Below are 21,480 nucleotides of genomic sequence, written 5' to 3'. Positions count from 1 at the left end.
GTTTTGATTCATCTGAACTGCCGAAACAATCCATCAAGCTGTTCTCGCGTAATCCGTTCAAACGTATCTCCGATGCTTACTTCGGTTGAACAGTGTCCGTCTTTTTCAACAAGATACCCCGTAATGCCTACTCCTGTTTCTTCTTGGATGCGCGCAATTTTCTCACCAATTTCTTCCTTCTCCCCTTGAAAATGAAGATGGAACATATTCGTGACCGGGATGCGTGGAGTCGTCCACACGCCATCGAGTTCATTGAAGCGCGCTGCCAAGCGGACGGCCTCGTTTCGATACTCGGCCATCTTGTCTTTTCGTAGCTCATAATAATAATCCGCAGACAGGATGTATGGATATAAGCTGATTAAGTCACCACCGTAGCGTCGCTTCCATACTTTCGACGTGTCACAAAATGCCTTCGGTCCAGCAAGGATGGCACCGGCAATGCCACCGATTCCTTTATAAAACGAGACGTATACGCTATCAAAGAGCGCACAAATCTCAGATGCCTCTTTTTCATAATACGGAAGCGATTCGAACAGTCGTGCACCATCCAGATGTAGATGAATCGCTTTCTCACGACAGTGTTCATGAATTGCCACAAGTTCCTCGAACGTCGGCAATTCCCCGCCGATTTCTCGTTGTGGCAGTTCGAGCAACAGACACGCGATGTCCGGTAACGCTTGTATCTCTTCGAGCGTCATCAATCGGTTTTCGTCCCCCACTAAAATCGGTTCGATGTGATGCAACTCTTTTAAACCATCCTGCTCATGAATTTCAAGGTGGCACAGCGGGTGATATGCGACCTTTTTCTTCCCTGTCTCATCACACCAAATGCGTAGCGCAATCTGCTGTGCCATCGTACCGCTTGGAAAGAAAACTGCCGACTCTTTCCCAAGAACCTGTGCCATCTTCTCTTCGAACTGTCGAATCGTTTTCCCCTGTCCATACTGATCACTCGGCTCATCTTCACGCACATGCTCAAATGCGCGTTTCAATACCCCGGCTTCCCGTTTGCCGTGACCGCTCAATTGAACGTTCGTCTGACGATACGTGTCTGCCAATCGCTCCATTCTTTCCCCTCCTCGACAAATAAGCTCCCTGTCAGTATAACAGGGAGTCCTCTCTTCAGTCGCGAATGCGGACGATGAGTTTACCGCGCACTTTTCGCGTTTGTAGTTTTTCGAGACCTTCTTTCAATTGGTCGAACGACAACACTTCTGTGACGAGATCGTTCAGTTCACCTGCATCGAGCAAGTTCATCATCTCTTCGGCCATATACGCCAAGTTGCGAATCGCATGTTCGTCCTCGCTCGCATGCGCCGCCCCGAGTGCCACTTCGTGAATCGAAGGAGATAACGTGAAGCCTTTCATGTTCGTCATGTCTGGTGGCCCGGCGATGTAGGCGAGGTGTCCGCTGAATGCGAGACGATCTAGGTCTGCTGTCGCAACGTCTCGTCCGACTGTATTCAAAATCAGGTCGACACCACGTCCATCTGTTTCTTCCATGATCCGTGCCGTCACGTCCTCGACGTTATAATCAATCACCACGTCCGCCCCGAGTGATTCTACCCACTCAACGTTCTCAGGAGATGCCGTCGTGAATACCTTCAGACCGAGCCGTTTTGCGAGCTGAATCGCAAATCCACCGACACCGCCCGCTCCTGCGTGTACGAGAATCGTCTCCTTATCTCGCGTGTTCAGCTTCTGCATGACCGCTTCATATGCTGTCATCCCCGCACACAGGATAGAAGCCGCTGCCTCATCGCTTACACCTTGCGGAACGACCGCACACGCCCGGGCATCGACGACCGTATACTCGGCGAATCCCCCATATTTCGAAAGATCCGTATGAACAGCCACACGCGAACCCGTAATGATGTTGGCGATACTCGAACCGACCTCAACGACTTCTCCGACGAGGTCGACACCGAGAATGTGTGGATATGACCAATTCGGGTTTCCGTTTGATCCGACTTTATAATCGACCGGATTCAAGGCGATCGCTTCGACACGAATCAACAGTTCTCCCGCTCCTGGTGTCGGTCGGTCGATTTCTCCAATATGCAGATGATCAAGACCAGGTTGATCGAGTAGCCATGCTTTCATGTTTAGTAAGCTCCTTCCGAATACGTGAGTTCGTATGAGTGTGAATAAATTTCAACGAGGTTGCCGAATGGATCTTCGCAGTACACCATGCGGTACGGTTTTTCACCTGGGTAGTATTCACGAATCGGCATCCGTTGTCTCCCGCCGTGAGCGACAATCTTCTCGACGAGCCCTTCGATGTCAGGGTCTTGTACACAGTAGTGGAAGATCCCTGTCTTCCAAAACTCGAAGTTGTCTTCTGGTGTTTCGTTGTTCGGGAATTCGAACAACTCAATCCCGATTCCGTCTCCCGTTGACATATGAGCGATTCGGAATTTGCCCCAGCCCGGTCCGAAGACGTCGGTACACATCACACCGATTGGCGAATCATCCTCGACAACGTCTGATGGTGTCATAATCGTATACCACCCCATCACGTCCTCATAAAATTTTACGGCCTCAGCGACGCTCGGTACAGAAAGACCGATGTGTGAAAACGTTCTTGGATATGTCATGTTTCATCTACTCCTTTTTGTTTGCTCAATTTAGCGGATAACGATAAGATACTGTCATTGAAGCAAGAAAAAAAGTACGCACATTGAAGTAACTACCCGAAAGTGAGGTTCCTTGAACATGACCACATCGTTCCCCGTCAACCGCGCACTTGAGATTATCGGCGGCAAATGGCGCCCCCAAGTGTACTGCACGCTTCAAGATGGACCGCTTCGTTTTTCTGATATTCAACGAGCGATTCCGGACGTCAGCCGAAAAGTGTTGACCGACCAATTGCGCGAGCTCGAGCAGCTCGGCATGGTTCGCCGTGTCGACTACTCGACCGAGAAGCACCTGCACGTCGAATATTCATTGACCGAAGACGCCCTCGGACTGCAACCCGCCATGAATGCCCTTTGTTCATGGGGAGAGTGCCACGACAAAAAATAATCCCGAGCCACATGGCCCGGGATTATTTTTATGAGGCGAACAGACTAATCAAATTCCCATCCGCATCGTACAGGATGGCGTAACGTTGACCCCAGAACGCATCCCACGGTGCTTTGTGTGACGCATAACCTTGTTCAAGGACTGAATCATACAAAGTATTCAGCGACTCTCGACTTTCACATAAGAAGGCAAGCTCAATCCGATGTCCTTCTGCCTGTTTCCATTCCCCGTACACCGATTCGGCCACTTCCACCGTATCGAACGCGAGACGCACGCCCCCCTCATCGATTTCCACATGCGCTTCTCCATTCATCGCTTCCGGAATCTCAAACCCGAGCGCACGATAAAAATCGAGTGAGCGCTTCATATCCTTCACGACGATGCCGATCATATCCAACTTGACTGCCATCTTGTCCCCTCCCTTTATTTTCATGATACGATTTGAGTGTAGCACGACCACTTCCATCAGAGACGAGGAATTTCAATGAATTATACGTTTCAACCACTCACCCAAGAGCAAGCCGAACGTATCGCCTTTGAGTGGCGTTATGAAGGCGACTACGCGTTTTACAATATGGACGCCGACGAGGAAGACCTCACCTCATTTTTAGATGCAGATGAACGGGGCGATACGACGTTCGCCGTCCTTGAAACGAATGAGATGATTGGCTTTGTCACGTTACAATTCGAATCACCAGGAACTGTTACCATCGGTCTTGGCATGCGCCCTGATTTGACGGGCAACGGCAATGGATATCGATTTCTAACATCGATTTTAAATTGGATTGATGCGACATATGGGACTTGCAATGTGTGTCTTACTGTCGCCACGTTCAACAAGCGAGCGATCCGTTTATATGAATCGCTCGGTTTCACCCCACAGGAAATATTTATGCAGGAGACGAACGGTGGAGTGTATCCTTTTCTTTCGATGACACATGAACTCAGCAAAACCCCGAACAACTGATGTCCGGGGTTTCGTTATGTCCGCTGCTTCTTTTGAATATATGAGAGACCGAGCGCTCCGATGAGAATCGTCCCTTTGACGATGTCTTGCGCATAATACGGGACATCCCACATCGTCAGTCCGTTTAGAAGAATCCCAATCAAAATAGCTCCAATCAATGTTCCGATGACGTTCGGACGCCCTGTTCCGAAGACAGCATAACCAATGTAAGCAGCCGCGACGGCATCCATCAAGAGGGGTGCCCCAGCCGAGACCTGACCAGTCCCAATCCGAGATGCAAGAATGATCCCACCGATGGCCGCAAACAACCCACTGAGCACGTAGGCATAAAGTTTAATGCGATTCACGGCAATCCCAGAACGACGGGCCGCTTCGGCGTTCGATCCGACGTAATAAAACTCACGCCCAGTCCGCGTATAAGTCAAGAACAGATGCGCTCCGATAAAGAATACCAGCATGAGTAGGGCGACGAACGGAATCGGACCGATTGTCCCTTGACCGATGAATAGAAACGACGGGATGAAACGTCCTGGCGCCGTCCCCCCTTCAATCGGCATGTTGTCATAAATCGAGAATCCTTTCGTATACGTCAATTGAATCCCGTTAATGACGTACATGATGGCGAGTGTCGCTAGTAAATCCGGCAACCGAAACTTGATTGTGACGAGCGCATTTAACAGCCCGACGAGAATCCCGAGTGCAAGTGGGATCAGCAGAGCGACGAGTAGCTCTTGTCGATGAAGGACGAGGCTTGCTGCCGCCCCGATTGTCGCAAGACTCGCCGTTGATCCGACTGATAAGTCAAATCCTCCTACGATGAGCGAGAATGTGACGCCAAGGGCAAGTAACGACACGATTGAAACCGATTTGATAATGTCACTAAAATTTGCATACGTCAGAAATTGATCGTTCGTCACGGTAAAGACCGCAATCAAACCAAGGATTGCGAGTAACGTCCCATACTGACCGATATGACCGCTGATTCGTTTTCGTTCCTTGACCACCAATTGTGCCATCTTACACGCCTCCTTTCTCTACAATTTGTCCACGGTCGAGCCAAACAATCCGATTGGCGACCCGTTCAAGTTCATGTCGCTCACTTGACGTGAACAATACGGTCTTCCCTTGTTTCGCGAGTGCAATGACGCGTTCATACACGTCTTGTTTCGCTGCGATATCGATTCCTTTTGTCGGTTCGTCGAGCAGATAGATGTCTCGTTTATCGAGCAACCATTTGCTGAAGACGACCTTCTGCTGATTTCCGCCACTCAGCTCACTTACCGGTTGTCTCACGTTCGCATAGCGGACGCGAAGCGATTTCAATACGTCCGAGACATCATCGGTCTTTCCTGCGACAGCAATCACGTTCCGTTCAATCGTCTCGTCTAAAAATAATCCATGACGACGTCTCTCCTCTGGAACGAGTGCAAACCCTAAACGTACGGCGTCTGCTGGTTCTTTGATCACGTGCTCTTTCCCCTCGATTGTGATGGATTGACGAATTCCAGAAAGACCGAACAATGCTTCCATCAGTTCCGTCTTCCCACTTCCCGTCAATCCACCAATCCCGAGCACTTCCCCGCGATACGCTTCAATCGAAATGTCAGATTGGAAGACTGGAAGGGGCAACTGCGCAGACAAGAAAATCTCATTTTCAGGCACTGCCTTTTCTAACACTGCATCAAATGTCGTCCCACTCAAAAATGTCTGCACCGCTTCCGAGGAGAGCGATTGGTACGGTCCATCGTACACAACACGTCCGTCTCGAAGAAACGTAGAGGTCGACGTGACCCGTGTGAGCTCGTTTGAACGATGCGTGACCAATACAATTCCGACTCCTTCTGTCGCAAGCTTCTGTAACAATTCCAGTAAGGCGTCGGCCTCCGTTTCTGATAAGGCAGCGGTCGGTTCGTCGAGGAGTAAATACTTGGCATCGCTCTCGAGTGCTCGGGCGATGAGAAGGCGCTGCTTCACGCTGAGCGGGTATTGACCGGCTGGAATCGTTGGATCGACCTCTAAACCGACTCGGGACAACACGCGTTGCGCTCGCTCTTTCAAACGTTGCGGGCGAATCCATTTCACCGTCTGCCATGGAAGGACATTCTCATACACAGGCAAGTCCAAATAGAGCGCATCATCGACTTCTTGCGATACCGTGATGATGCCATGACGAATCGCTTCCGCTGGTGTGAGCCAGATTGGTTTTCCATCAATGGACAATTCGCCGGACGTCGGTTCGACCGTTCCGTTTAGCAGTTTGATGAGGGTACTCTTACCGGCCCCGTTCAAACCGAGGAGACCATGAATGTCTCCAGGCTTCAAACTGAATGACAGTTGATCAAGCACCGTGACGTCACCGTACTGTTTCGTGATTCGTTCCAAGTGAATCATCAGTCCGTCTCCTTCATCCAATCCGACCATGCCGCATTTGATTCGCCCCAACCCGGAACGTACTGTCCAAGGTCATCCATCGTGACAGCCTCGTCCGGCAAGACATCACGATCCACTAGATATGGGTCGACCGAATGAATTGAAGGCGTTTCGTCCCCGACTACTTTTTGATAAGCGTAACGGACTTGAATGCGACCGATTTCGGCTGGATCTGTGGCAGCTGTCACTTTCCACGGACTTCCCTCTTCTTGCATAAGTTGTAAATCTTCGTCACTCAAATCAATTCCATAGACGGCAATCTCGTCACGTCCTGCCTGTTTGATGGCACGGCTCGCCCCTTTTGCGAACTCATCCCACATCGCAAACACCGCATCAATTTCGCCTTCCGGGTACTTCTTCAAAATCGCCTCCATCTGGCTTTGCGTATCGAGCGCCGTGTTGTTCGTCGCCGAACCGAACTTTGCGACTTCCTGGATGCCGGGATAGCGTTTTAAGAACGCGTCATAAATCGTATGTCGACGTTCCATCGGGGTGAATCCACCGACCCAAATCGTGACGATGTTCCCTTCCCCGTCCAAATCTTCCGCGAGTGCTTTTAGCGAGCGCCATGCTAGTGAATAATCATCTTGGTCGATGACCGTCACGCCTTCGTTCGTCAAATCGTTATCGAATGCAACGACTTTGATGCCTTTGTCGAGCGCCCGTTGAACCGGTTCTTTCAAGGCATCGGCACGTCCGTGGTCAATCAAAATCACATCGACTCCTTGCGTCGTCGCCGTATCGACATAACTCGCCATTTTCGACAAATCATTTTCGGCATTATACACTTTCACGTTGCCACCGAACGCTTCGACTTGCTCGGTCACCCCTTCGATATACTGCGAAGAGAACGTCCCGATCGACATCTGCATAACGAGGGCGACTTCTAGATTTTTCGGAAGCGTTTCATTTGAGACGTTGACGGTTTTCGCTTCCGTTTTACTTGTTGTCGTAGTCGTTTTCGGTTGAGCCTGTTCATTCGTGCATCCGGCAAGTGCCAGGATGACGGTCAACAGGAAGAAGATGATTTTTTTAGACATATGTGTTTCCTCCTACATGTTCTACAATGACCGACTCAGTCGGTTCGAGCACACCTGTCTCTGTAATTAGACCGGTAATCAGTTCGGGTGGTGTCACATCAAACGCCGGATTGAAGACGGTGATGCCTACGAGTGCCGTCGGATGTCCCCCGATATGGGTCACTTCATGCGCGTCCCGTTCTTCGATTTGAATCGTGTCATCTGCCTCTAAATCGAATGTCGAATGCGGAGCAGCCACATAGAATGGGATGCCGTAATGCTTCGCCAAAATCGCAAGCTGAAGTGTTCCGATTTTATTCGCTGTATGACCGGTACGGGTGATGCGGTCCGCCCCGACGATGATAGCATCGATTTGTTTCGTCTGGATGGTCCAGGCCGCCATGTTATCTGTAATCAGTGTGACATCGATATCTGCCCGGTCGAGCTCCCATACGGTCAGTCGTGCTCCTTGAAGCAGCGGTCGCGTTTCGGACGCGAACACCCGAAACGGGATGCCACGCTCTTTCCCGACATAGAACGGCGCGAGCGCGGTACCGTATCGTGACGTCGCGATGGCACCGGCGTTACAAATCGTCAATACGTTGCCACCAGCGGGTAACACGGTGAGCGCATGTTCCCCAATCGTGCGATACGTAGCCACGTCTTGTTCAAAGATTTCAATCGCACGCTGCTTGATTGCTTTTGCAATCTGTTCAAAGTCCTCCCCCACATTCAATCGAAGGAGTGATTCGATGACATGCTGTAAGTTGACCGCGGTCGGTCTTGTCGCAATCAACCGTTGACCGACTTGATTCAATTGGAGATGAAAATATGGATTGTCTTGCAGACGTGACGCTTCTTTCGCAAGGACAAACGCTCCGAAATAAGCGATGGCCGGTGCACCGCGAACTTGAAGCGACTTGATTGCCTGCTCGGCCTGTTCAAGCGTCAACACTTCGACATAGCGCTCTTCTTGCGGCAACAGCGTCTGATCTAAAATCGTCAACACTTCCGTGTCGGCATCGAAATGAATACTTTGCACACTCATACGCGCACCTCCGACAAGACTGGAATCAATTGATCGATGGATTGAATTTGATGGCGCTGTTTGATGAGACGCGTACCGAGCTCTAAGGCGTGGCGTTTCCGTTCGATGCGAAGGTCGTCTGGTAATGTCTCTAAGTCGGCGACTCCAGCCAGACCGACAGTCCGCCGAATCAATTCGCAGCCTGCGTAGCCGATGGCGTCACTCAAAATGGATGGCAACAGTTCGTCCACGAATCCTACTGTGTTGAACGGCTCTGCGGCCTGTGTAAAGCGGGTACGGAACGTTTTCTCGAACGTCTCCCAGACGGTGAGTACTTCTGTGAAGCGTTCGAATCGTTTCAACGGATGCGCATACGTTGAGAACACCAGATGAGCAATGATTTGACCAATGTCAAAGCCGAACGGACCGTAAAACGCAAATTCGGGATCGATGATTTTTGTTTCTTGACGGGTCGCAAAAATGCTTCCTGTATGTAAATCCCCGTGCAGTAGCGCTTCGTGCTTCGTCACGAACCCAACCTTCAATTTGGTCACTTCAATTTTCAAAGCGAGGTCTGACCAGAGTTGCTCCACATCCGGACGAAGGACTGGCTCGATTTGATTCGATTCTGCGTCGCGATACGGGTCGGTGAAGATCAGTTTCTCCGTGATATCGCATAGTTCTGGATTGTAATACTCTTTTTCGATTTGTTTCTTCACGAGTGGTCCGTTCGCGTAGTCAGACGTCGCAAACAACGTTTCCCCGAGGAACGTACCGACGTGGCGGGCTAAGTTCGGGTAGCTCTCTCCTTTTAGGAAGCCGGTGCGGACGATTTCGAACGATGATAAATCTTCTAAAATCGTATAGGCGAGTTCACGGTCACTCCCGAGGACACTCGGGACGAACTGAGGCACGACTTTTGAAAATTCACGAAGAGCCAGCTGTTCAATCCAAGACCGATCAAGCGTGAGCGGCCAGCTCTCCCCCACGACTTTTGCATACGGTAACGCTTGTTTCACAATCAATGACGTCTCTCCTTGACGAATGCGAAAGACGAGATTTAAATTTCCATCCCCGATCTCCTCGCATTCTGCAATCCCCTCTTCTAGTAACCCTAACTGTCGAACGTGGTCGACGACACTCTGTTCTGTAAACGCCTCATAAGCCATGATGGTTTTCCCCTTTCTTGGATCTATGCATGAAAAAAGCCCCTTTCTCCGCGAGAAAGAGGCACACCCAAATTGGTTGTTCCTCTCATCTTTCAGACATGTGTCTGGTGGATGTAGCACCGTGCCAAATGGTCGGTTGCTGCGGCGTCTTAGGGCCAATTCCCTCTGCCAACTCGCGATAAGAGTAAATGATGTAATTGTGTTTGACGTGTTGAGACGAATATTACGGACTAGGCATGCTAGTTGTCAATCCTCTATTTTCAGTCGCCCACTTATTTTCGACACGCATATATAGAAACATTATTTTTAAACTTTTTTTCTCAAAAAAAGGAATTGACGAGTGAGCGATTCTATGTAAAAATTCAATTAAATTTCACAACTTCACAACTATTCTTATCAAGAGCAGACGGAGGGACAAGCCCGATGATGTCGCAGCAACCGACCAGAAATGGCACGGTGCTAATTCTTGCAGCTAACGCTGAGAGATAAGAGTTCATTGTTTTTTTGAATGACCTCTTGCCTTGGCATGAGGTCATTTTTTGTTTGACCTGAAAGGAGGAACTTATGGGAATCATCGCTACTTATGAAATCAAACATACCGATCACGTCGAGCGTGTAGCTGAGAAAATCGCACATGAGCTGACCGTCGGGACATGGACCGAGTTGAACCATCTCGAACAATATCAACTGCAAGCGTTCCGAGGTGAGGTCATCGCCACGTCCCAACAAGAAACGACAAGTCGCTTCTCGATTCGCTACCCGCTACATAACGTGACACCGGACTTTTCGTCCATTCTGACGACGACATTCGGTAAGCTCTCCCTCGACCCAGGCGTTCAACTTGTCGACCTCTCGCTTCCAGAGGAACTCGCACCGGACTTTCCGGGTGCCGCATTCGGAGTTGAAGGGGTCCGGGACATCCTTCGTGTACACGACCGCCCGCTCGCGATGAGCATCTTCAAAGGCGTCATCGGACGAGACCTTGATTTTTTGGCGACACAACTCCGGGACCAGTTCGCAGGCAGCATCGACCTCGTCAAAGACGATGAAATTCTATATGACAATCCGCTCACCCCGTCGCTCGAACGGGCACGGATCGGGGCATCGGTCATCCGGGAGCATAAAGAAACGACCGGTCGCTCCGTTCTATACGCCGTCACGTTGAGCGGACCCGTTTTCACCTTACGCGACCAGGCGAAGCGATTGATTGAGGCAGGCGCGACCGCACTCTTATTCAACGTATATACGTATGGGCTCGACGCATTGCGCGAGCTCGCTAAAGATCCTGAGATTCATGTCCCGATTTTGGCACATCCCGCTTTTGCCGGAGCGTTGACCGGATCGGTTCGTCATTCCCTACTGTTCGGGAAACTGATTCGCTTGGCCGGGGCAGACTTGACACTCTTCCCGTCGCCATACGGTTCACTGTCGACACCGAAAGACGAGGCACAACAGATTCAGACGTACGCGACAGAACCTCATTGGACGAAACCGATTCTGACGGTCCCGTCTGCCGGTATCCATCCTGGACTCGTACCAGATTTGATTCGTGACTTCGGATCAGATGTCGTCATCAATGCGGGTGGTGGGATTCACGGACATCCAGACGGTGCGGCTGACGGAGCGAGAGCGTTCCGCCAAGCGATCGATCAAGCAATTGGTAAGACGAGCGAGACCGATGCGTTATCGACTGCTTTAGATGCGTGGGGTGCACGATGAGTACGCACGTCATCTGTGATTTCGACGGGACCATCACGGAAGAAGATAACATCATCGCATTGATGCGACGCTTCGCCCCACCTGAATGGGTCGAACTTAAAGATGGTGTGTTGAACCAAACGCTTTCCATTCGCGAAGGCGTCGGTCAGATGTTCAGCTTGCTCCCGAGTGAACAGGAATTGAAGTACCGTGAATTTCTTCAGTCGACCATAACGTTTCGACCAGGGTTTATCGAGTTTTTACAGGAGACACAGTCATGCGGCTTTCGATTTGATGTCGTCAGTGGCGGAATGGACTTTTTCGTCCATCCGATTCTAGAAGGTTACGTCGAACCGGAACACATCTACTGCAATCATGTTGATTTCTCTGGAGAGACGGCACACGTCACCTGGCCTCATACATGCGATGTCCATTGTTCGAACGATTGTGGATGCTGCAAGCCGACGATTGCCCGACAGATTGTCTCACCTACCGACACGTTGATTGTCATCGGGGACTCCGTCACCGACTTTGAAATCGCCAAACGTGCCGACGTCGTGTATGCACGGGGGCAATTGATTTCGCTATGTGAGGCGGAAGGAATTCGACATATTCCGTTCGAGACATTCTACGATATCTCAGCTCATATGAAAGGAGTGAACGTATGACTGTGCAAGAACGGTGGGGAGAACTTGCCGACATTAAAGACGAGCTCGCCGCACGAGACTGGTTCCCCGGAACGAGCGGGAACCTGGCGATCCGCGTATCAGATGACCCATTGACATTCCTTGTGACGGCAAGCGGTCGTGATAAACGAAAGCGCACCGATGAAGATTTCGTCCTCGTTGATGCGACCGGTCAATTGATTGGAGAGCAGACAGGCAAACCGTCGGCTGAGACGTTGTTACATGTCGATATCTTCAACAATACGAACGCAACATGTTCGCTTCACGTGCATACGGTCGACAATAACGTCATCTCGGAACTGTATGCTGCAAAAGGTCATGTTACGTTCACAGGTCAAGAAATCATCAAAGCGCTCGGTTATTGGGAAGAGACGGCCAGTGTACGAATCCCGATTATCGAGAACCACGCGGATATCCCGATGCTCGCTCGCGCTTTCGCCACACACGTCACAAGCGATGCAGGTGCCGTCCTCATTCGGAACCATGGAATCACCGTTTGGGGCGAGACGCCAGCTGCGGCAAAACGTTATTTAGAAGCATATGAATTTTTGTTCAGCTATTCATTAAAATTACGCGCCTTAGGCGTTCATTCATAAGGAGGAATTCAACATGGCAACGATTTATTTCCAACAAACAGAAGAACGCGTCAGCGACCAACAAGAGGTACGTGCCTTTTTAGAATCACGAGACATCCTTTACGAAGCATGGGACATCGCAAAGTTACCGGCTTCTCTTCAGGAAAATTACCAACTGACAGACGAAGACAAAGAAGCCATCTTGGCGACGTTCCGTGACGAGATTCAAGATGTATCAGCACGACGTGGCTACAAGACGGCTGACGTCATCTCGCTATCCGATGCGACACCGAATTTAGATGAACTGCTCGTCAACTTCCAAAAAGAGCATCATCATACAGATGACGAGGTTCGTTTCATCGTCAGTGGTCACGGCATCTTTGCGATTGACGATGCAGAACGCGGATACTTCAATATCGAACTCAATCCAGGTGATCTCATCTCCGTGCCGGTCAACACACGTCATTACTTCACATTACAAGAAGACCGCCAAGTCGTCGCCGTTCGTATTTTCGTGACGACTGAAGGCTGGGTACCGATTTACGACAAAGAGAATGTAACTGCATAAGAAAAGGTCTCTCGCTTAAAAACGAGAGACCACTTTTTATTGTTTGACCGCTGTCGGTTTCGATGAGAACCAGCCCCATGTCGCAATCCCGACCATGACCGACCAGAAGAAAATCGTCCAAGCTGTCGAGTGGACGAACCCGTCTGGGAGTCCCATGAATTCGAATGGTGTTCCGGCAATCAATTCCTTGAAACCAGGGTGTTCAAGTACGAGCACCGTCAACTTGACCCCGACCCAACCGACGATGATGAAAGCGGCCGTTTCAAGTGTCGGACGATGATGAAGCAACTTGACGAAAATCCGAGCTGCGAATCGCATCAAGACGACCCCGATGAGTCCACCTGTCAAGACGACGAAGAACTGACCCGAGTCAATCCCACCGATTTCACCTAGACCGAGTGGTGGCAAGCTGACCGCAAGCGCGACAGCTGCCAAGATTGAGTCGACGGCAAAAGCGATGTCCGCAAACTCGACTTTTGCGACAGTGAGCCAAAATTCTTTTTTCGATACCGGCTTCTCCGTGACAGCCGTCTCTTCCTTCGCCTCGGCCGCCAAATCTTGCTTCGGCTCCATCTTTCTCGCCTTATAGGTCATATACAGGTGTCGCGCACTCATCCCGATTAAGTAAAGCGCACCGAGTGCCTGAACTTGCCATACGTTAATCAAGAACGAGATCAAGAACAATGCGATAAATCGGAAAACAAATGCCCCGAGGAGTCCATAAAATAATGCCTTCTTCTGCTCTGTACGCGGCAAGTGCTTGACCATAACGGCCAAGACGAGCGCGTTGTCTGCAGATAACAAGCCTTCCAAACCGACGAGTACGACGACGATCCAGGCATACTGCAGGACTAACTGCCAATCCATAAAAACATCTCCTTTTTTCTTTCAATTCCTTCATATTTAATAGTGATCTATTTTTTAAGTTCACAGGACCATTTTATTCCCGTTCACAAAGTAAATCAATCCTCTTTCTTCAATATCTGAAGGATTTTTTTCCGATTGCATATTCAAAACATGTTATGAGAGCAAAATCATACCCGTTCAGCCATCATTTCGTGATAAAATCCTAACAAGAACGAGTGGTGCTTTAAACCGCTCGAAAAAAGGAGAATCCGATTATGTCTACAAGCCATGTCGCTTTACCTACTAAAGCAGAACGACATAAATTGTTCGGGTCGGTCCCACCGATTAAAGGAACAAAGCCGACCGAAAAAGAACAAATGGTCGATTTACAAAATACACCGAAAAACTTCTTGTTCGCCCTCGACAGTGTCGGCATCTCAAACGTGAAGCACCCCGTGAACGTCGAGACGCCAGAAGGGGTCCAGTCAACGGTCGCCACATTTGAATTAACGACATCGCTCGTACAAGACCGTAAAGGGATCAACATGTCTCGTTTGACAGAGCAGCTCGACGCGTACCATCAACAAGGGTGGACGGTATCAAACCGTTCGTTAATCGAGTTCGCGCAAGAGCTCGCCGAGCGTATGGAACAAACAGAAGGCCAATTGACAATCCGTTACCCATGGTTCTTCACGCGTAAAGCACCTGCGACAGGTCTTAGCGGTTTGATGAACGCGGACGTCATGCACCGTGTGACATATAACCTCGAAACGGGTGTTGCAAACGTGACAGTCGGTCTCGTCATCAACGTCACGACGCTTTGCCCATGCTCAAAAGAAATCAGTGAATACAGTGCCCATAACCAACGTGGGTACATCACGATCGAAGCCGGTCTTGATGAGACATCGATGGACGGATTCGACTGGCGTGCAGCACTTCTCGATGCAGCAGAGTCAAACGCCTCAGCACCACTCCACCCGGTCCTTAAACGTCCGGATGAAAAACGTGCGACTGAAATCGCGTACGAAAACCCACGTTTCGTCGAGGACATGGTCCGCTTGATCGCGGCTGACTTGTACGAGATGAAACAAGTCGTGAACTTCTTCGTCGAATGCCGTAACGAAGAGTCGATTCACCAACACGATGCCATCGCATCGATCACATTCGATAAGCGCCAAGACGGATAAAAAAATGCGGAACCTCTGTTAAAGAAGGTTCCGCATTTTTTATAGACTTGTCATGAGTTCAATCGTCAATAGGATGATGATGAGCATCACCCACACTGCCCAGACGAGTCGCCACTTCTCCCAGTCAAATCGCTTCATCACCGCATAAACAGTGAGATAAAGCGCAATGAGAAGGGGTACAACGACCCAAGGATTCTCTAGCATCACGCCTCGATGTCGCCATCCCAAGCGAGCATTCCGCCGTCAACGTTGACGACTTTATAACCTTGCGATTCTAAGTAATCACACGCCGTCTGGCTCCGTCCACCTGAACGACAAATGACGTGATAGACATTATCTTGTGCCAACTTTTCTGTCACTTGTGGGAATTCCGATAATGGGTAGAGTGGTACGTTCGGGATATGCCCTGCCTCATATTCATCTTGCTCGCGCACATCGATGATATGGAGAGACTCCCCGTTCTCTAATTTTTCTCTTAATTCTGTCGCATGGATGCTTTGCATACATAGTTCCCCTTTCAATCATGGATTCCTCTTTTAGTTTACCTCAGCTTATGCTCCGACAAACTCCAGTTGATGGTCGTCTCAGCGTCACAATAAAATCCCTCGAGCTCGCATCGTTCGACGACCTGTTCGATCAACGAGCGATTGCCACAAAACAACGTGAAATGGCTATCCCAAGGTGGTACGATGAGCCACTCATGATGGTAACCGAAAAACGTCCGATGTTGCATGCCCCACGTATCAGCGGCTAGCGTCTCACTGAGATGGATGAGATGCCGTTCCGTACAAAATTCGTCTCCGGTCCAGATCCAGCCTTCTCCCATCTCCAAAAGTACACGCAACACTTGATTCTTTAGCAGATCCGACAGTTCCCCTTCACCTGGTGGGAGCACATTCTCACGTTCGCAATATTCAATGATTCGATTCGCCCCTTCTCGATCTTCGGCGTGTAGTTTCAGCGCCCCAATCATCGTTCGGAGCGCGTGGTCGATACGGCTCACGTCACGAAAACCTAGTCTTCGCCTCATCTCTTCCCATGTAACGGACCGAAATTGCTGTTCGACCTCGTTTTTGTCCAGATCGGCATAACAATCAATCATGGTGGGGTGACCTATTGGAGCAAGGAATGGATGAAACACGATGAAGACCGTTTCAAATACCCCTTCATAATACGTCTTAATCGAATCATCATCCCCGCCACCAAACATAGCGTAACGATGTCCTTCAGGTAATAAAACACTCTCATCTAGTTCGTCCATTTCATCACTCCTTTCTTGAATAGTTTATAACGAGCCATCAAAAAAAGCATCCTTCTATAAGAAGAATGCTCCGGACTCACGCTTCGTTGCGCTCGTCGATTGCTTGCGCCGCTGTGATGAGCGTCAATTTGTAGACGTCCTCTTCGTTACAACCGCGTGATAAGTCGTTCACTGGTTTGTTGAGACCTTGAAGGATCGGACCGATCGCTTCAAATCCACCGAAACGTTGAACCATCTTGTAGCCAATGTTACCGGCTTCAAGACTTGGGAAGACGAATACGTTCGCCTTACCAGCAACGTCAGAACCCGGTGCTTTCTTCGCCGCTACGCTAGGGACGAATGCCGCATCGAATTGAAGTTCTCCGTCGATTGGAAGGTTCGGTGATTTTTCTTTTGCCAGGCGTGTCGCTTCCACGACTTTCTCTGTTTCAGGTGACTTCGCAGAACCTTTCGTCGAGAAGCTAAGAAGCGCGACTTGTGGGTCGATACCGAACGTCTTCGCTGTCGCTGCCGACAAGAACGCGTTCTCTGCTAAATCTGCCGCGTCCGGTGCGATGTTGATCGCACAGTCCGAGAAGACGTATTGCTCGTCGTCACGTACCATGATGAACACACCTGACGTCTTTTTGATGCCTGGTTGCATTTTAATGATTTGTAGTGCCGGACGTACCGTATCAGCCGTCGCGTGCATCGCGCCTGAGACAAGACCTTCTGCTTTGCCTGTGTGAACGAGCATTGTTCCGAAGTAGTTCACGTCTGATGTAAGGAGTTCGCGCGCTTGTTCAGCCGTTGCTTTTCCTTTACGACGCTCGACGAATGATTCGACGAGGACATCGATGTCTTCGTATGTCGCTGGGTCATATTGTGTCAAACCTGAGATGTCGAAACCGTGTTTCGCCGCAACCGCTTCGAGATCTGCTTTCGCACCGACGACGATTGGTTCTACCATACCGTCTGCTTTCAATCGAACAGCGGCTCCAAGAACACGCTCATCGATACCTTCCGGGAAGACGATGGTCGGACGAACCGGGCTAACTTTTTGCTTCAACGTTTCAAATAATTTCATAACGAATGAACCCCTTTTCTCAATTTACAGCATGACTGCTAATGGTTTTGCCGTTGACTTGTGTCTTTACGCGATTTCAATTATACACAGTACCCTTTTCAAAATAAACTATTCTGCCCATTTCGCCATAAATCGCTTAGAATCAATCATTATATGAATAGAACAGTTTTGACAAACCGACTGATACAGCCATTTTTGTAGCCGTTTTCATGTTTCTGTCCTCTGTTCTTTACCCGCCATGAATCGTGATAACCCTCACAGTGCCTCAAAGTTGCCAGTCAGTGAAGCGTGTATGGTAAAATAGACGGCGAAGCCAAGTCCCGAAAGGAGATTTTTTTATGTCAGAACGTCCAGTACCTACAACAGATACACAACATGCCGCCGCCACATTAGACGGATGGTATACACTTCATGATTTCCGCACGATTGATTGGGCTCGTTTGAAACTCGTCGATGCTGAAAAGCGTCAACAGATGATTGATGAGTTCACAGTGCTCCTCGCTTCTCTCGAAGAAGTTGAAGCAAAAGGCGAAGGAAGCCACGCCTTTTACTCGATTCTCGGTCAGAAGGCAGACCTCGTCTTGATGGTGCTTCGTCCGACATTCAACGAACTTGAAGATGTCGAGCGCGCCTTCCGCAAAACGGCGCTATACGACTATATGATTCCGTCGTATTCATACGTGTCGGTCATCGAGCTCGGGATGTATCGCGGATCTGGAGACGGGGACCCGTATCAAAATCCTCATATCCGCTCACGCCTCTATCCGACACTTCCAAAAGCCGCACACATCTGTTTCTATCCGATGAGTAAAGCTCGTCGCGATGGCGACAACTGGTACATGTTGTCGATGGATGAGCGCAAAGACCTCATGTATCGTCACAGCATGATTGGCCGTAGCTACGCCGGTAAGATTCAACAGTTCATCGGTGGGTCGACTGGATTCGACGCATGGGAGTGGGGCGTCACGCTCTTCGCTGAAGATTCACTTCAGTTTAAGAAAATCGTTTACGAGATGCGTTTCGACGAAGTAAGTGCGAAGTATGGAGAGTTCGGCGACTTCTACGTTGGGAACATCTTACCAAAAGAAAATTTGAGCACATTCTTTAGCGTGTAAAAGGTTTACGCGTATAACACCTCGGGAATTAAGGATGATGTAGGCAAGTTATCCTGATTAACGAGGTGAACAACGATGCGCGTGTTTAAAGAAACCGATCGTGACACTGCGGAACGTTTAGATTCGTTCATCGAACGAATGGCACCGACAGCAGAATTAGTCCAACATCGATTTGAAGAGCAACTCAAACATACACAGCAAAAGGGTCAGGCGAGCGCCTGACCCTTATTTTGTCGTAGTGACGTGAAGTGCGTCGCCTAAGAAAGTAGCCAATTCAAGCATTCCGTAGCGTCCGGCTTTCGCTTCAGCATCGGAATTATAGTTCGTGTTTGTATTGACGTCGTATGCGTAGACGTTGCCGTCTTGGTCTCGAATGATTTCAATCCCCGCAATATCGATTGCATTCGCTTTTAAGAACTGTTCGAGCTTTGGAATGATGGGGTCATCGAACCCTTCGACGATTTCAAACTTCGCCGGCGGCGTCTCCCCGACTGGGCAGAACTGGTCTTCAATCGAGCAGGCATCAGCAGGACAGAGCTCGAACCCTTCCGACGTGTCGACACGGACCGCATAAAGGAACTTTCCGCCGATGAACTCGCAACGGGTGATATACGGTTCCGGGGCTTCGATATACTGTTGAATGAGCGTGATGCCGTCAACCGATTCCTCGAACGAGGGACCATATACATATTCTTTGAGTCCTTCGATCGTATGGAACAATTGGACCCCAAGTCCTTTTCCGGCACGATTATGTTTCGTGATGAATGGCGTCAAAGCTAACTGCTCAGCCGCTTCGATGATTTGCGCCTTACCGACTGCCGCAATCGTCTTCGGCACGCGAATCCCTTCACGTCGAAGCGCCGTGTATTGATTGACTTTACTCACTTCGAGGCGGATGGCACGTGTGCCGTTGAACACGGTCCGGTCGTTTGCCTCTAACCAAGCGAGGACGCCTTCCGTCAATTCTGGTGCGTACCGATGCCCACGTGTGTGCGAGGAGGCACTCATCCGATTATAAAAGACACCTTCCGGGGGCATTGCTTCGAGATCAATCGTCCCTTGGTCCAAGTGCCACAATTCATATGGCAAGTTCAATTCTTTTAAACGGTGGACAAGGTGGTTCGTCCATTCTTCGTTTTCATGAATGACGTGAATTTTAGACATCATCATTCCTCCTTCTATGATGTGTTTACTTTACCATATTCATAACCGACAATTCCAATGTGTATGGTTTGCCTAATCCTCAATTCTGAAATATCAGACGATTTCATGGTATAATGAACTTAAGAGTATTGTTTCAGAAAGGAAGTGTTGTGTTTGCCCGTACCTGTTATAAGTACTGATGTACTCATTTTACTCTTCGGTCTACTTCTCGTTGCCGGTGTCATGGCGACACGAATCTCGACTCGATTCGGCTTGCCCGCCTTGATTTTATTTATGGGAATCGGCATGATCATGGGAAGTGACATTACTGGTCTCATCTTCTTTGACGACTCGAATTTAGCGCAGCTGATTGGAGTCGCTGCCTTGATTGTCATTTTGTTTGAAGGGGGTCTTCAAACGAAATGGTCATCAATCCGGAGCGTCCTCGCCCCTTCTGCCTCGCTGGCGACGCTTGGGGTATTGATTACTACAACAGTAGTCGCCGTGGCCGTTCGTTTCGTATTTGGTTTCGATTGGATTGAATCTTTCTTGTTCGGTGCGATCATCGGTTCGACCGACGCAGCGGCCGTCTTTGCCGCATTTAAAGGAAAGAATATCTCACCGAAAGTCGGTGCGACTCTCGAAGCCGAGTCCGGCACGAACGACCCAATGGCGATGTTTTTGACGATTCTCGCCCTCGACTTCATGATGAAGCCGGATACGACCATTTGGGACGGAATTTGGATGTTCGCCCTTCAAATCGTTGTCGGGGCATTGATCGGCTTCATCCTTGGACAACTGTCTCGCCTCATGTTGAACCACTTGAGACTTGATTCGAGCGGATTACATGCCGTCCTCATGATTTCCATGGCGTTTCTTACCTATGGTGTCACAGCTTACTTATTGGGAAGCGGATTACTCGCCGTCTATATCGCCGCCATGATTGTCGGAAATGCGGATACAGCGCATGAAGTGACAATCGTCCAATTCTCAGAAGCGCTCGCGTGGATCATGCAAATCATCATGTTCGTCATCCTTGGGTTACTCGTCTTCCCTCGTCAACTCATCGAGCCGGACTTGATTTGGAAAGGACTACTCATCTCATTCGTCCTTATGTTCTTGGCACGTCCGATTGCCGTCTATTTATCGACACTTGGCATGTCATTTACGAGAAAAGAAAAGTTGTTCATCTCATGGGCTGGTCTAAAAGGCGCCGTGCCGATCGTCCTTGCGACTTTCCCGCTTATTGCCGGTACCGAAAATAGCCAACTGTTATTCAATGCCGTCTTTTTCGTCGTCGTGACGAGCGCCCTGATCCAAGGGACGACGTTGACGCCACTTGCTGAGAAGTTAGGGTTGCTCGGTCCGGATAAAATTCGTTCTCCGTATACGATCGCCCTTGTCTCGAGCAAACAGTCTCAACACAAACTCGTACCTTACGCGGTCACAGCAACTTCATCCATGATTGGAAAAACGCTCGCGGACATCACACTCCCACCGAACACCGTCGTGAACGCCATCGTCCGAAACGAATACTTGATTCCACCGAACGGTCAGACAGCCATCGAAGAAGGTGACCTCTTATACGTGCTCGCCTCGATGTATCGTCATGATCAACTCGACCAAACATTTGGTGAAGATGGACTCGATCGAGTCGAATTATGAGAAGATAGAAAATCAGCGCTTCGCCTGAAGCGCT

The 21,480-nt window shown here is 49.6% G+C and carries 25 protein-coding genes and 2 riboswitches; of the genes, 10 read left to right on the top strand and 15 right to left on the bottom strand.

Annotated elements, in window-relative coordinates; genetic code table 11:
• Positions 1-8: 8 nt before the first annotated feature.
• From KOG47_RS00880 to KOG47_RS00870, 3 genes are read right to left on the bottom strand one after another with little or no spacing between them, the layout of a single operon-like run.
• The gene (locus tag KOG47_RS00880; protein WP_215243607.1) at positions 9-1,067 is read right to left on the bottom strand and encodes a threonine aldolase family protein; all 1,059 of its coding nucleotides are present in this window, start codon (positions 1,065-1,067) and stop codon (positions 9-11) included.
• 55 nt (positions 1,068-1,122) lie between these two features.
• Positions 1,123-2,103 (bottom strand): zinc-binding dehydrogenase, encoded by a 981-nt coding sequence (locus tag KOG47_RS00875; RefSeq protein WP_215243606.1) that lies wholly within the window; start codon positions 2,101-2,103, stop codon positions 1,123-1,125.
• A 2-nt stretch (positions 2,104-2,105) separates the two neighbouring features.
• Positions 2,106-2,597, bottom strand: a complete 492-nt coding sequence (locus KOG47_RS00870; RefSeq protein ID WP_074035577.1) for a lactoylglutathione lyase family protein — start codon at positions 2,595-2,597, stop codon at positions 2,106-2,108.
• Positions 2,598-2,715: 118 nt separating this feature from the next.
• On the opposite strand from KOG47_RS00870, the gene KOG47_RS00865 reads away from it, so the two are divergent.
• The gene (locus KOG47_RS00865) at positions 2,716-3,024 is read left to right on the top strand and encodes a winged helix-turn-helix transcriptional regulator (RefSeq protein ID WP_078147739.1); all 309 of its coding nucleotides are present in this window, start codon (positions 2,716-2,718) and stop codon (positions 3,022-3,024) included.
• A 28-nt stretch (positions 3,025-3,052) separates the two neighbouring features.
• Here the strand turns inward: KOG47_RS00865 and KOG47_RS00860 are convergent, their stop codons facing one another.
• Entirely contained in the window at positions 3,053-3,433 is a 381-nt protein-coding gene (locus KOG47_RS00860; RefSeq protein WP_159563035.1) for a VOC family protein, read from the bottom strand.
• A 75-nt stretch (positions 3,434-3,508) separates the two neighbouring features.
• Here KOG47_RS00860 and KOG47_RS00855 point away from each other — a divergent pair, with 75 nt between their 5' ends.
• The gene (locus KOG47_RS00855; RefSeq protein WP_215243605.1) at positions 3,509-3,991 is read left to right on the top strand and encodes a GNAT family N-acetyltransferase; all 483 of its coding nucleotides are present in this window, start codon (positions 3,509-3,511) and stop codon (positions 3,989-3,991) included.
• Positions 3,992-4,005: 14 nt separating this feature from the next.
• Here the strand turns inward: KOG47_RS00855 and KOG47_RS00850 are convergent, their stop codons facing one another.
• From KOG47_RS00850 to mtnK, 5 genes are read right to left on the bottom strand one after another with little or no spacing between them, the layout of a single operon-like run.
• A complete protein-coding gene (locus KOG47_RS00850) occupies positions 4,006-5,007 on the bottom strand; it encodes an ABC transporter permease (protein ID WP_012727477.1) in 1,002 nt (333 codons plus the stop codon).
• 1 nt (position 5,008) lies between these two features.
• Positions 5,009-6,382: a sugar ABC transporter ATP-binding protein gene (locus KOG47_RS00845; RefSeq protein ID WP_215243604.1), complete on the bottom strand. Its 1,374-nt coding sequence runs from the start codon at positions 6,380-6,382 to the stop codon at positions 5,009-5,011.
• Positions 6,382-7,461: a sugar ABC transporter substrate-binding protein gene (locus tag KOG47_RS00840; protein WP_159563037.1), complete on the bottom strand. Its 1,080-nt coding sequence runs from the start codon at positions 7,459-7,461 to the stop codon at positions 6,382-6,384. Before KOG47_RS00840 ends, KOG47_RS00845 begins: the two co-directional genes overlap by 1 nt.
• Complete coding sequence (gene mtnA / locus KOG47_RS00835) at positions 7,454-8,488, bottom strand: S-methyl-5-thioribose-1-phosphate isomerase (protein ID WP_012727480.1); 1,035 nt, start codon at positions 8,486-8,488, stop codon at positions 7,454-7,456. The genes KOG47_RS00840 and mtnA overlap by 8 nt, the downstream gene beginning before the upstream one ends.
• Positions 8,485-9,636, bottom strand: coding sequence for an S-methyl-5-thioribose kinase (gene mtnK, locus KOG47_RS00830; RefSeq protein ID WP_159563039.1), 1,152 nt, complete (start codon positions 9,634-9,636; stop codon positions 8,485-8,487). The genes mtnA and mtnK overlap by 4 nt, the downstream gene beginning before the upstream one ends.
• 82 nt (positions 9,637-9,718) lie before the next feature.
• A riboswitch (SAM riboswitch) is annotated at positions 9,719-9,821 on the bottom strand.
• A gap of 205 nt (positions 9,822-10,026) precedes the next feature.
• Positions 10,027-10,128: riboswitch (SAM riboswitch) on the top strand.
• Positions 10,129-10,200: 72 nt separating this feature from the next.
• Between mtnK and KOG47_RS00825 the strand changes: the two genes are divergently transcribed.
• The 4 genes from KOG47_RS00825 to KOG47_RS00810 are packed head-to-tail and all read left to right on the top strand — an operon-like array spanning position 10,201 to position 13,163.
• Positions 10,201-11,355: a 2,3-diketo-5-methylthiopentyl-1-phosphate enolase gene (locus tag KOG47_RS00825; protein WP_215243603.1), complete on the top strand. Its 1,155-nt coding sequence runs from the start codon at positions 10,201-10,203 to the stop codon at positions 11,353-11,355.
• The gene (locus tag KOG47_RS00820; RefSeq protein WP_214690396.1) at positions 11,352-12,002 is read left to right on the top strand and encodes a 2-hydroxy-3-keto-5-methylthiopentenyl-1-phosphate phosphatase; all 651 of its coding nucleotides are present in this window, start codon (positions 11,352-11,354) and stop codon (positions 12,000-12,002) included. The genes KOG47_RS00825 and KOG47_RS00820 overlap by 4 nt, the downstream gene beginning before the upstream one ends.
• Complete coding sequence (locus tag KOG47_RS00815; RefSeq protein WP_074035559.1) at positions 11,999-12,616, top strand: methylthioribulose 1-phosphate dehydratase; 618 nt, start codon at positions 11,999-12,001, stop codon at positions 12,614-12,616. The genes KOG47_RS00820 and KOG47_RS00815 overlap by 4 nt, the downstream gene beginning before the upstream one ends.
• A 13-nt stretch (positions 12,617-12,629) precedes the next feature.
• The gene (locus KOG47_RS00810; protein WP_214690395.1) at positions 12,630-13,163 is read left to right on the top strand and encodes a 1,2-dihydroxy-3-keto-5-methylthiopentene dioxygenase; all 534 of its coding nucleotides are present in this window, start codon (positions 12,630-12,632) and stop codon (positions 13,161-13,163) included.
• Positions 13,164-13,199: 36 nt separating this feature from the next.
• Here KOG47_RS00810 and KOG47_RS00805 read toward each other — a convergent pair whose 3' ends face one another.
• Positions 13,200-14,030: a TerC family protein gene (locus KOG47_RS00805; RefSeq protein WP_215243602.1), complete on the bottom strand. Its 831-nt coding sequence runs from the start codon at positions 14,028-14,030 to the stop codon at positions 13,200-13,202.
• A 254-nt stretch (positions 14,031-14,284) separates the two neighbouring features.
• On the opposite strand from KOG47_RS00805, the gene folE2 reads away from it, so the two are divergent.
• Positions 14,285-15,196, top strand: coding sequence for a GTP cyclohydrolase FolE2 (folE2, locus tag KOG47_RS00800; RefSeq protein WP_215243601.1), 912 nt, complete (start codon positions 14,285-14,287; stop codon positions 15,194-15,196).
• A 39-nt stretch (positions 15,197-15,235) separates the two neighbouring features.
• Here the strand turns inward: folE2 and KOG47_RS00795 are convergent, their stop codons facing one another.
• The 4 genes from KOG47_RS00795 to pta form a co-directional block, all read right to left on the bottom strand.
• Positions 15,236-15,400, bottom strand: a complete 165-nt coding sequence (locus tag KOG47_RS00795) for a hypothetical protein (RefSeq protein ID WP_215243600.1) — start codon at positions 15,398-15,400, stop codon at positions 15,236-15,238.
• Positions 15,400-15,699 (bottom strand): rhodanese-like domain-containing protein, encoded by a 300-nt coding sequence (locus KOG47_RS00790; RefSeq protein WP_041917952.1) that lies wholly within the window; start codon positions 15,697-15,699, stop codon positions 15,400-15,402. Before KOG47_RS00790 ends, KOG47_RS00795 begins: the two co-directional genes overlap by 1 nt.
• Before the next feature lie 38 nt (positions 15,700-15,737).
• Positions 15,738-16,457, bottom strand: a complete 720-nt coding sequence (locus KOG47_RS00785; RefSeq protein WP_215243599.1) for a DUF2711 family protein — start codon at positions 16,455-16,457, stop codon at positions 15,738-15,740.
• 76 nt (positions 16,458-16,533) lie between these two features.
• Positions 16,534-17,523 (bottom strand): phosphate acetyltransferase, encoded by a 990-nt coding sequence (pta, locus tag KOG47_RS00780; RefSeq protein WP_012727490.1) that lies wholly within the window; start codon positions 17,521-17,523, stop codon positions 16,534-16,536.
• A gap of 338 nt (positions 17,524-17,861) precedes the next feature.
• On the opposite strand from pta, the gene hemQ reads away from it, so the two are divergent.
• Both hemQ and KOG47_RS00770 read left to right on the top strand, forming a co-directional pair.
• Positions 17,862-18,638: a hydrogen peroxide-dependent heme synthase gene (hemQ, locus tag KOG47_RS00775; RefSeq protein WP_215243598.1), complete on the top strand. Its 777-nt coding sequence runs from the start codon at positions 17,862-17,864 to the stop codon at positions 18,636-18,638.
• Between the two features lie 75 nt (positions 18,639-18,713).
• Positions 18,714-18,860: a hypothetical protein gene (locus tag KOG47_RS00770; RefSeq protein WP_012727492.1), complete on the top strand. Its 147-nt coding sequence runs from the start codon at positions 18,714-18,716 to the stop codon at positions 18,858-18,860.
• A gap of 3 nt (positions 18,861-18,863) precedes the next feature.
• Here KOG47_RS00770 and KOG47_RS00765 read toward each other — a convergent pair whose 3' ends face one another.
• Positions 18,864-19,802, bottom strand: coding sequence for an ATP-grasp domain-containing protein (locus tag KOG47_RS00765; RefSeq protein WP_074035547.1), 939 nt, complete (start codon positions 19,800-19,802; stop codon positions 18,864-18,866).
• Positions 19,803-19,955: 153 nt separating this feature from the next.
• Between KOG47_RS00765 and KOG47_RS00760 the strand changes: the two genes are divergently transcribed.
• Complete coding sequence (locus tag KOG47_RS00760) at positions 19,956-21,446, top strand: potassium/proton antiporter (RefSeq protein ID WP_159563045.1); 1,491 nt, start codon at positions 19,956-19,958, stop codon at positions 21,444-21,446.
• The last annotated feature ends 34 nt before the right edge of the window (positions 21,447-21,480 follow it).

It is taken from the genome of Exiguobacterium sp. s121 (assembly GCF_018617245.1).
Taxonomy (GTDB): Bacteria; Bacillota; Bacilli; order Exiguobacteriales; family Exiguobacteriaceae; genus Exiguobacterium; species Exiguobacterium profundum.
This window is presented reverse-complemented; position numbering and strand designations above follow the sequence as displayed.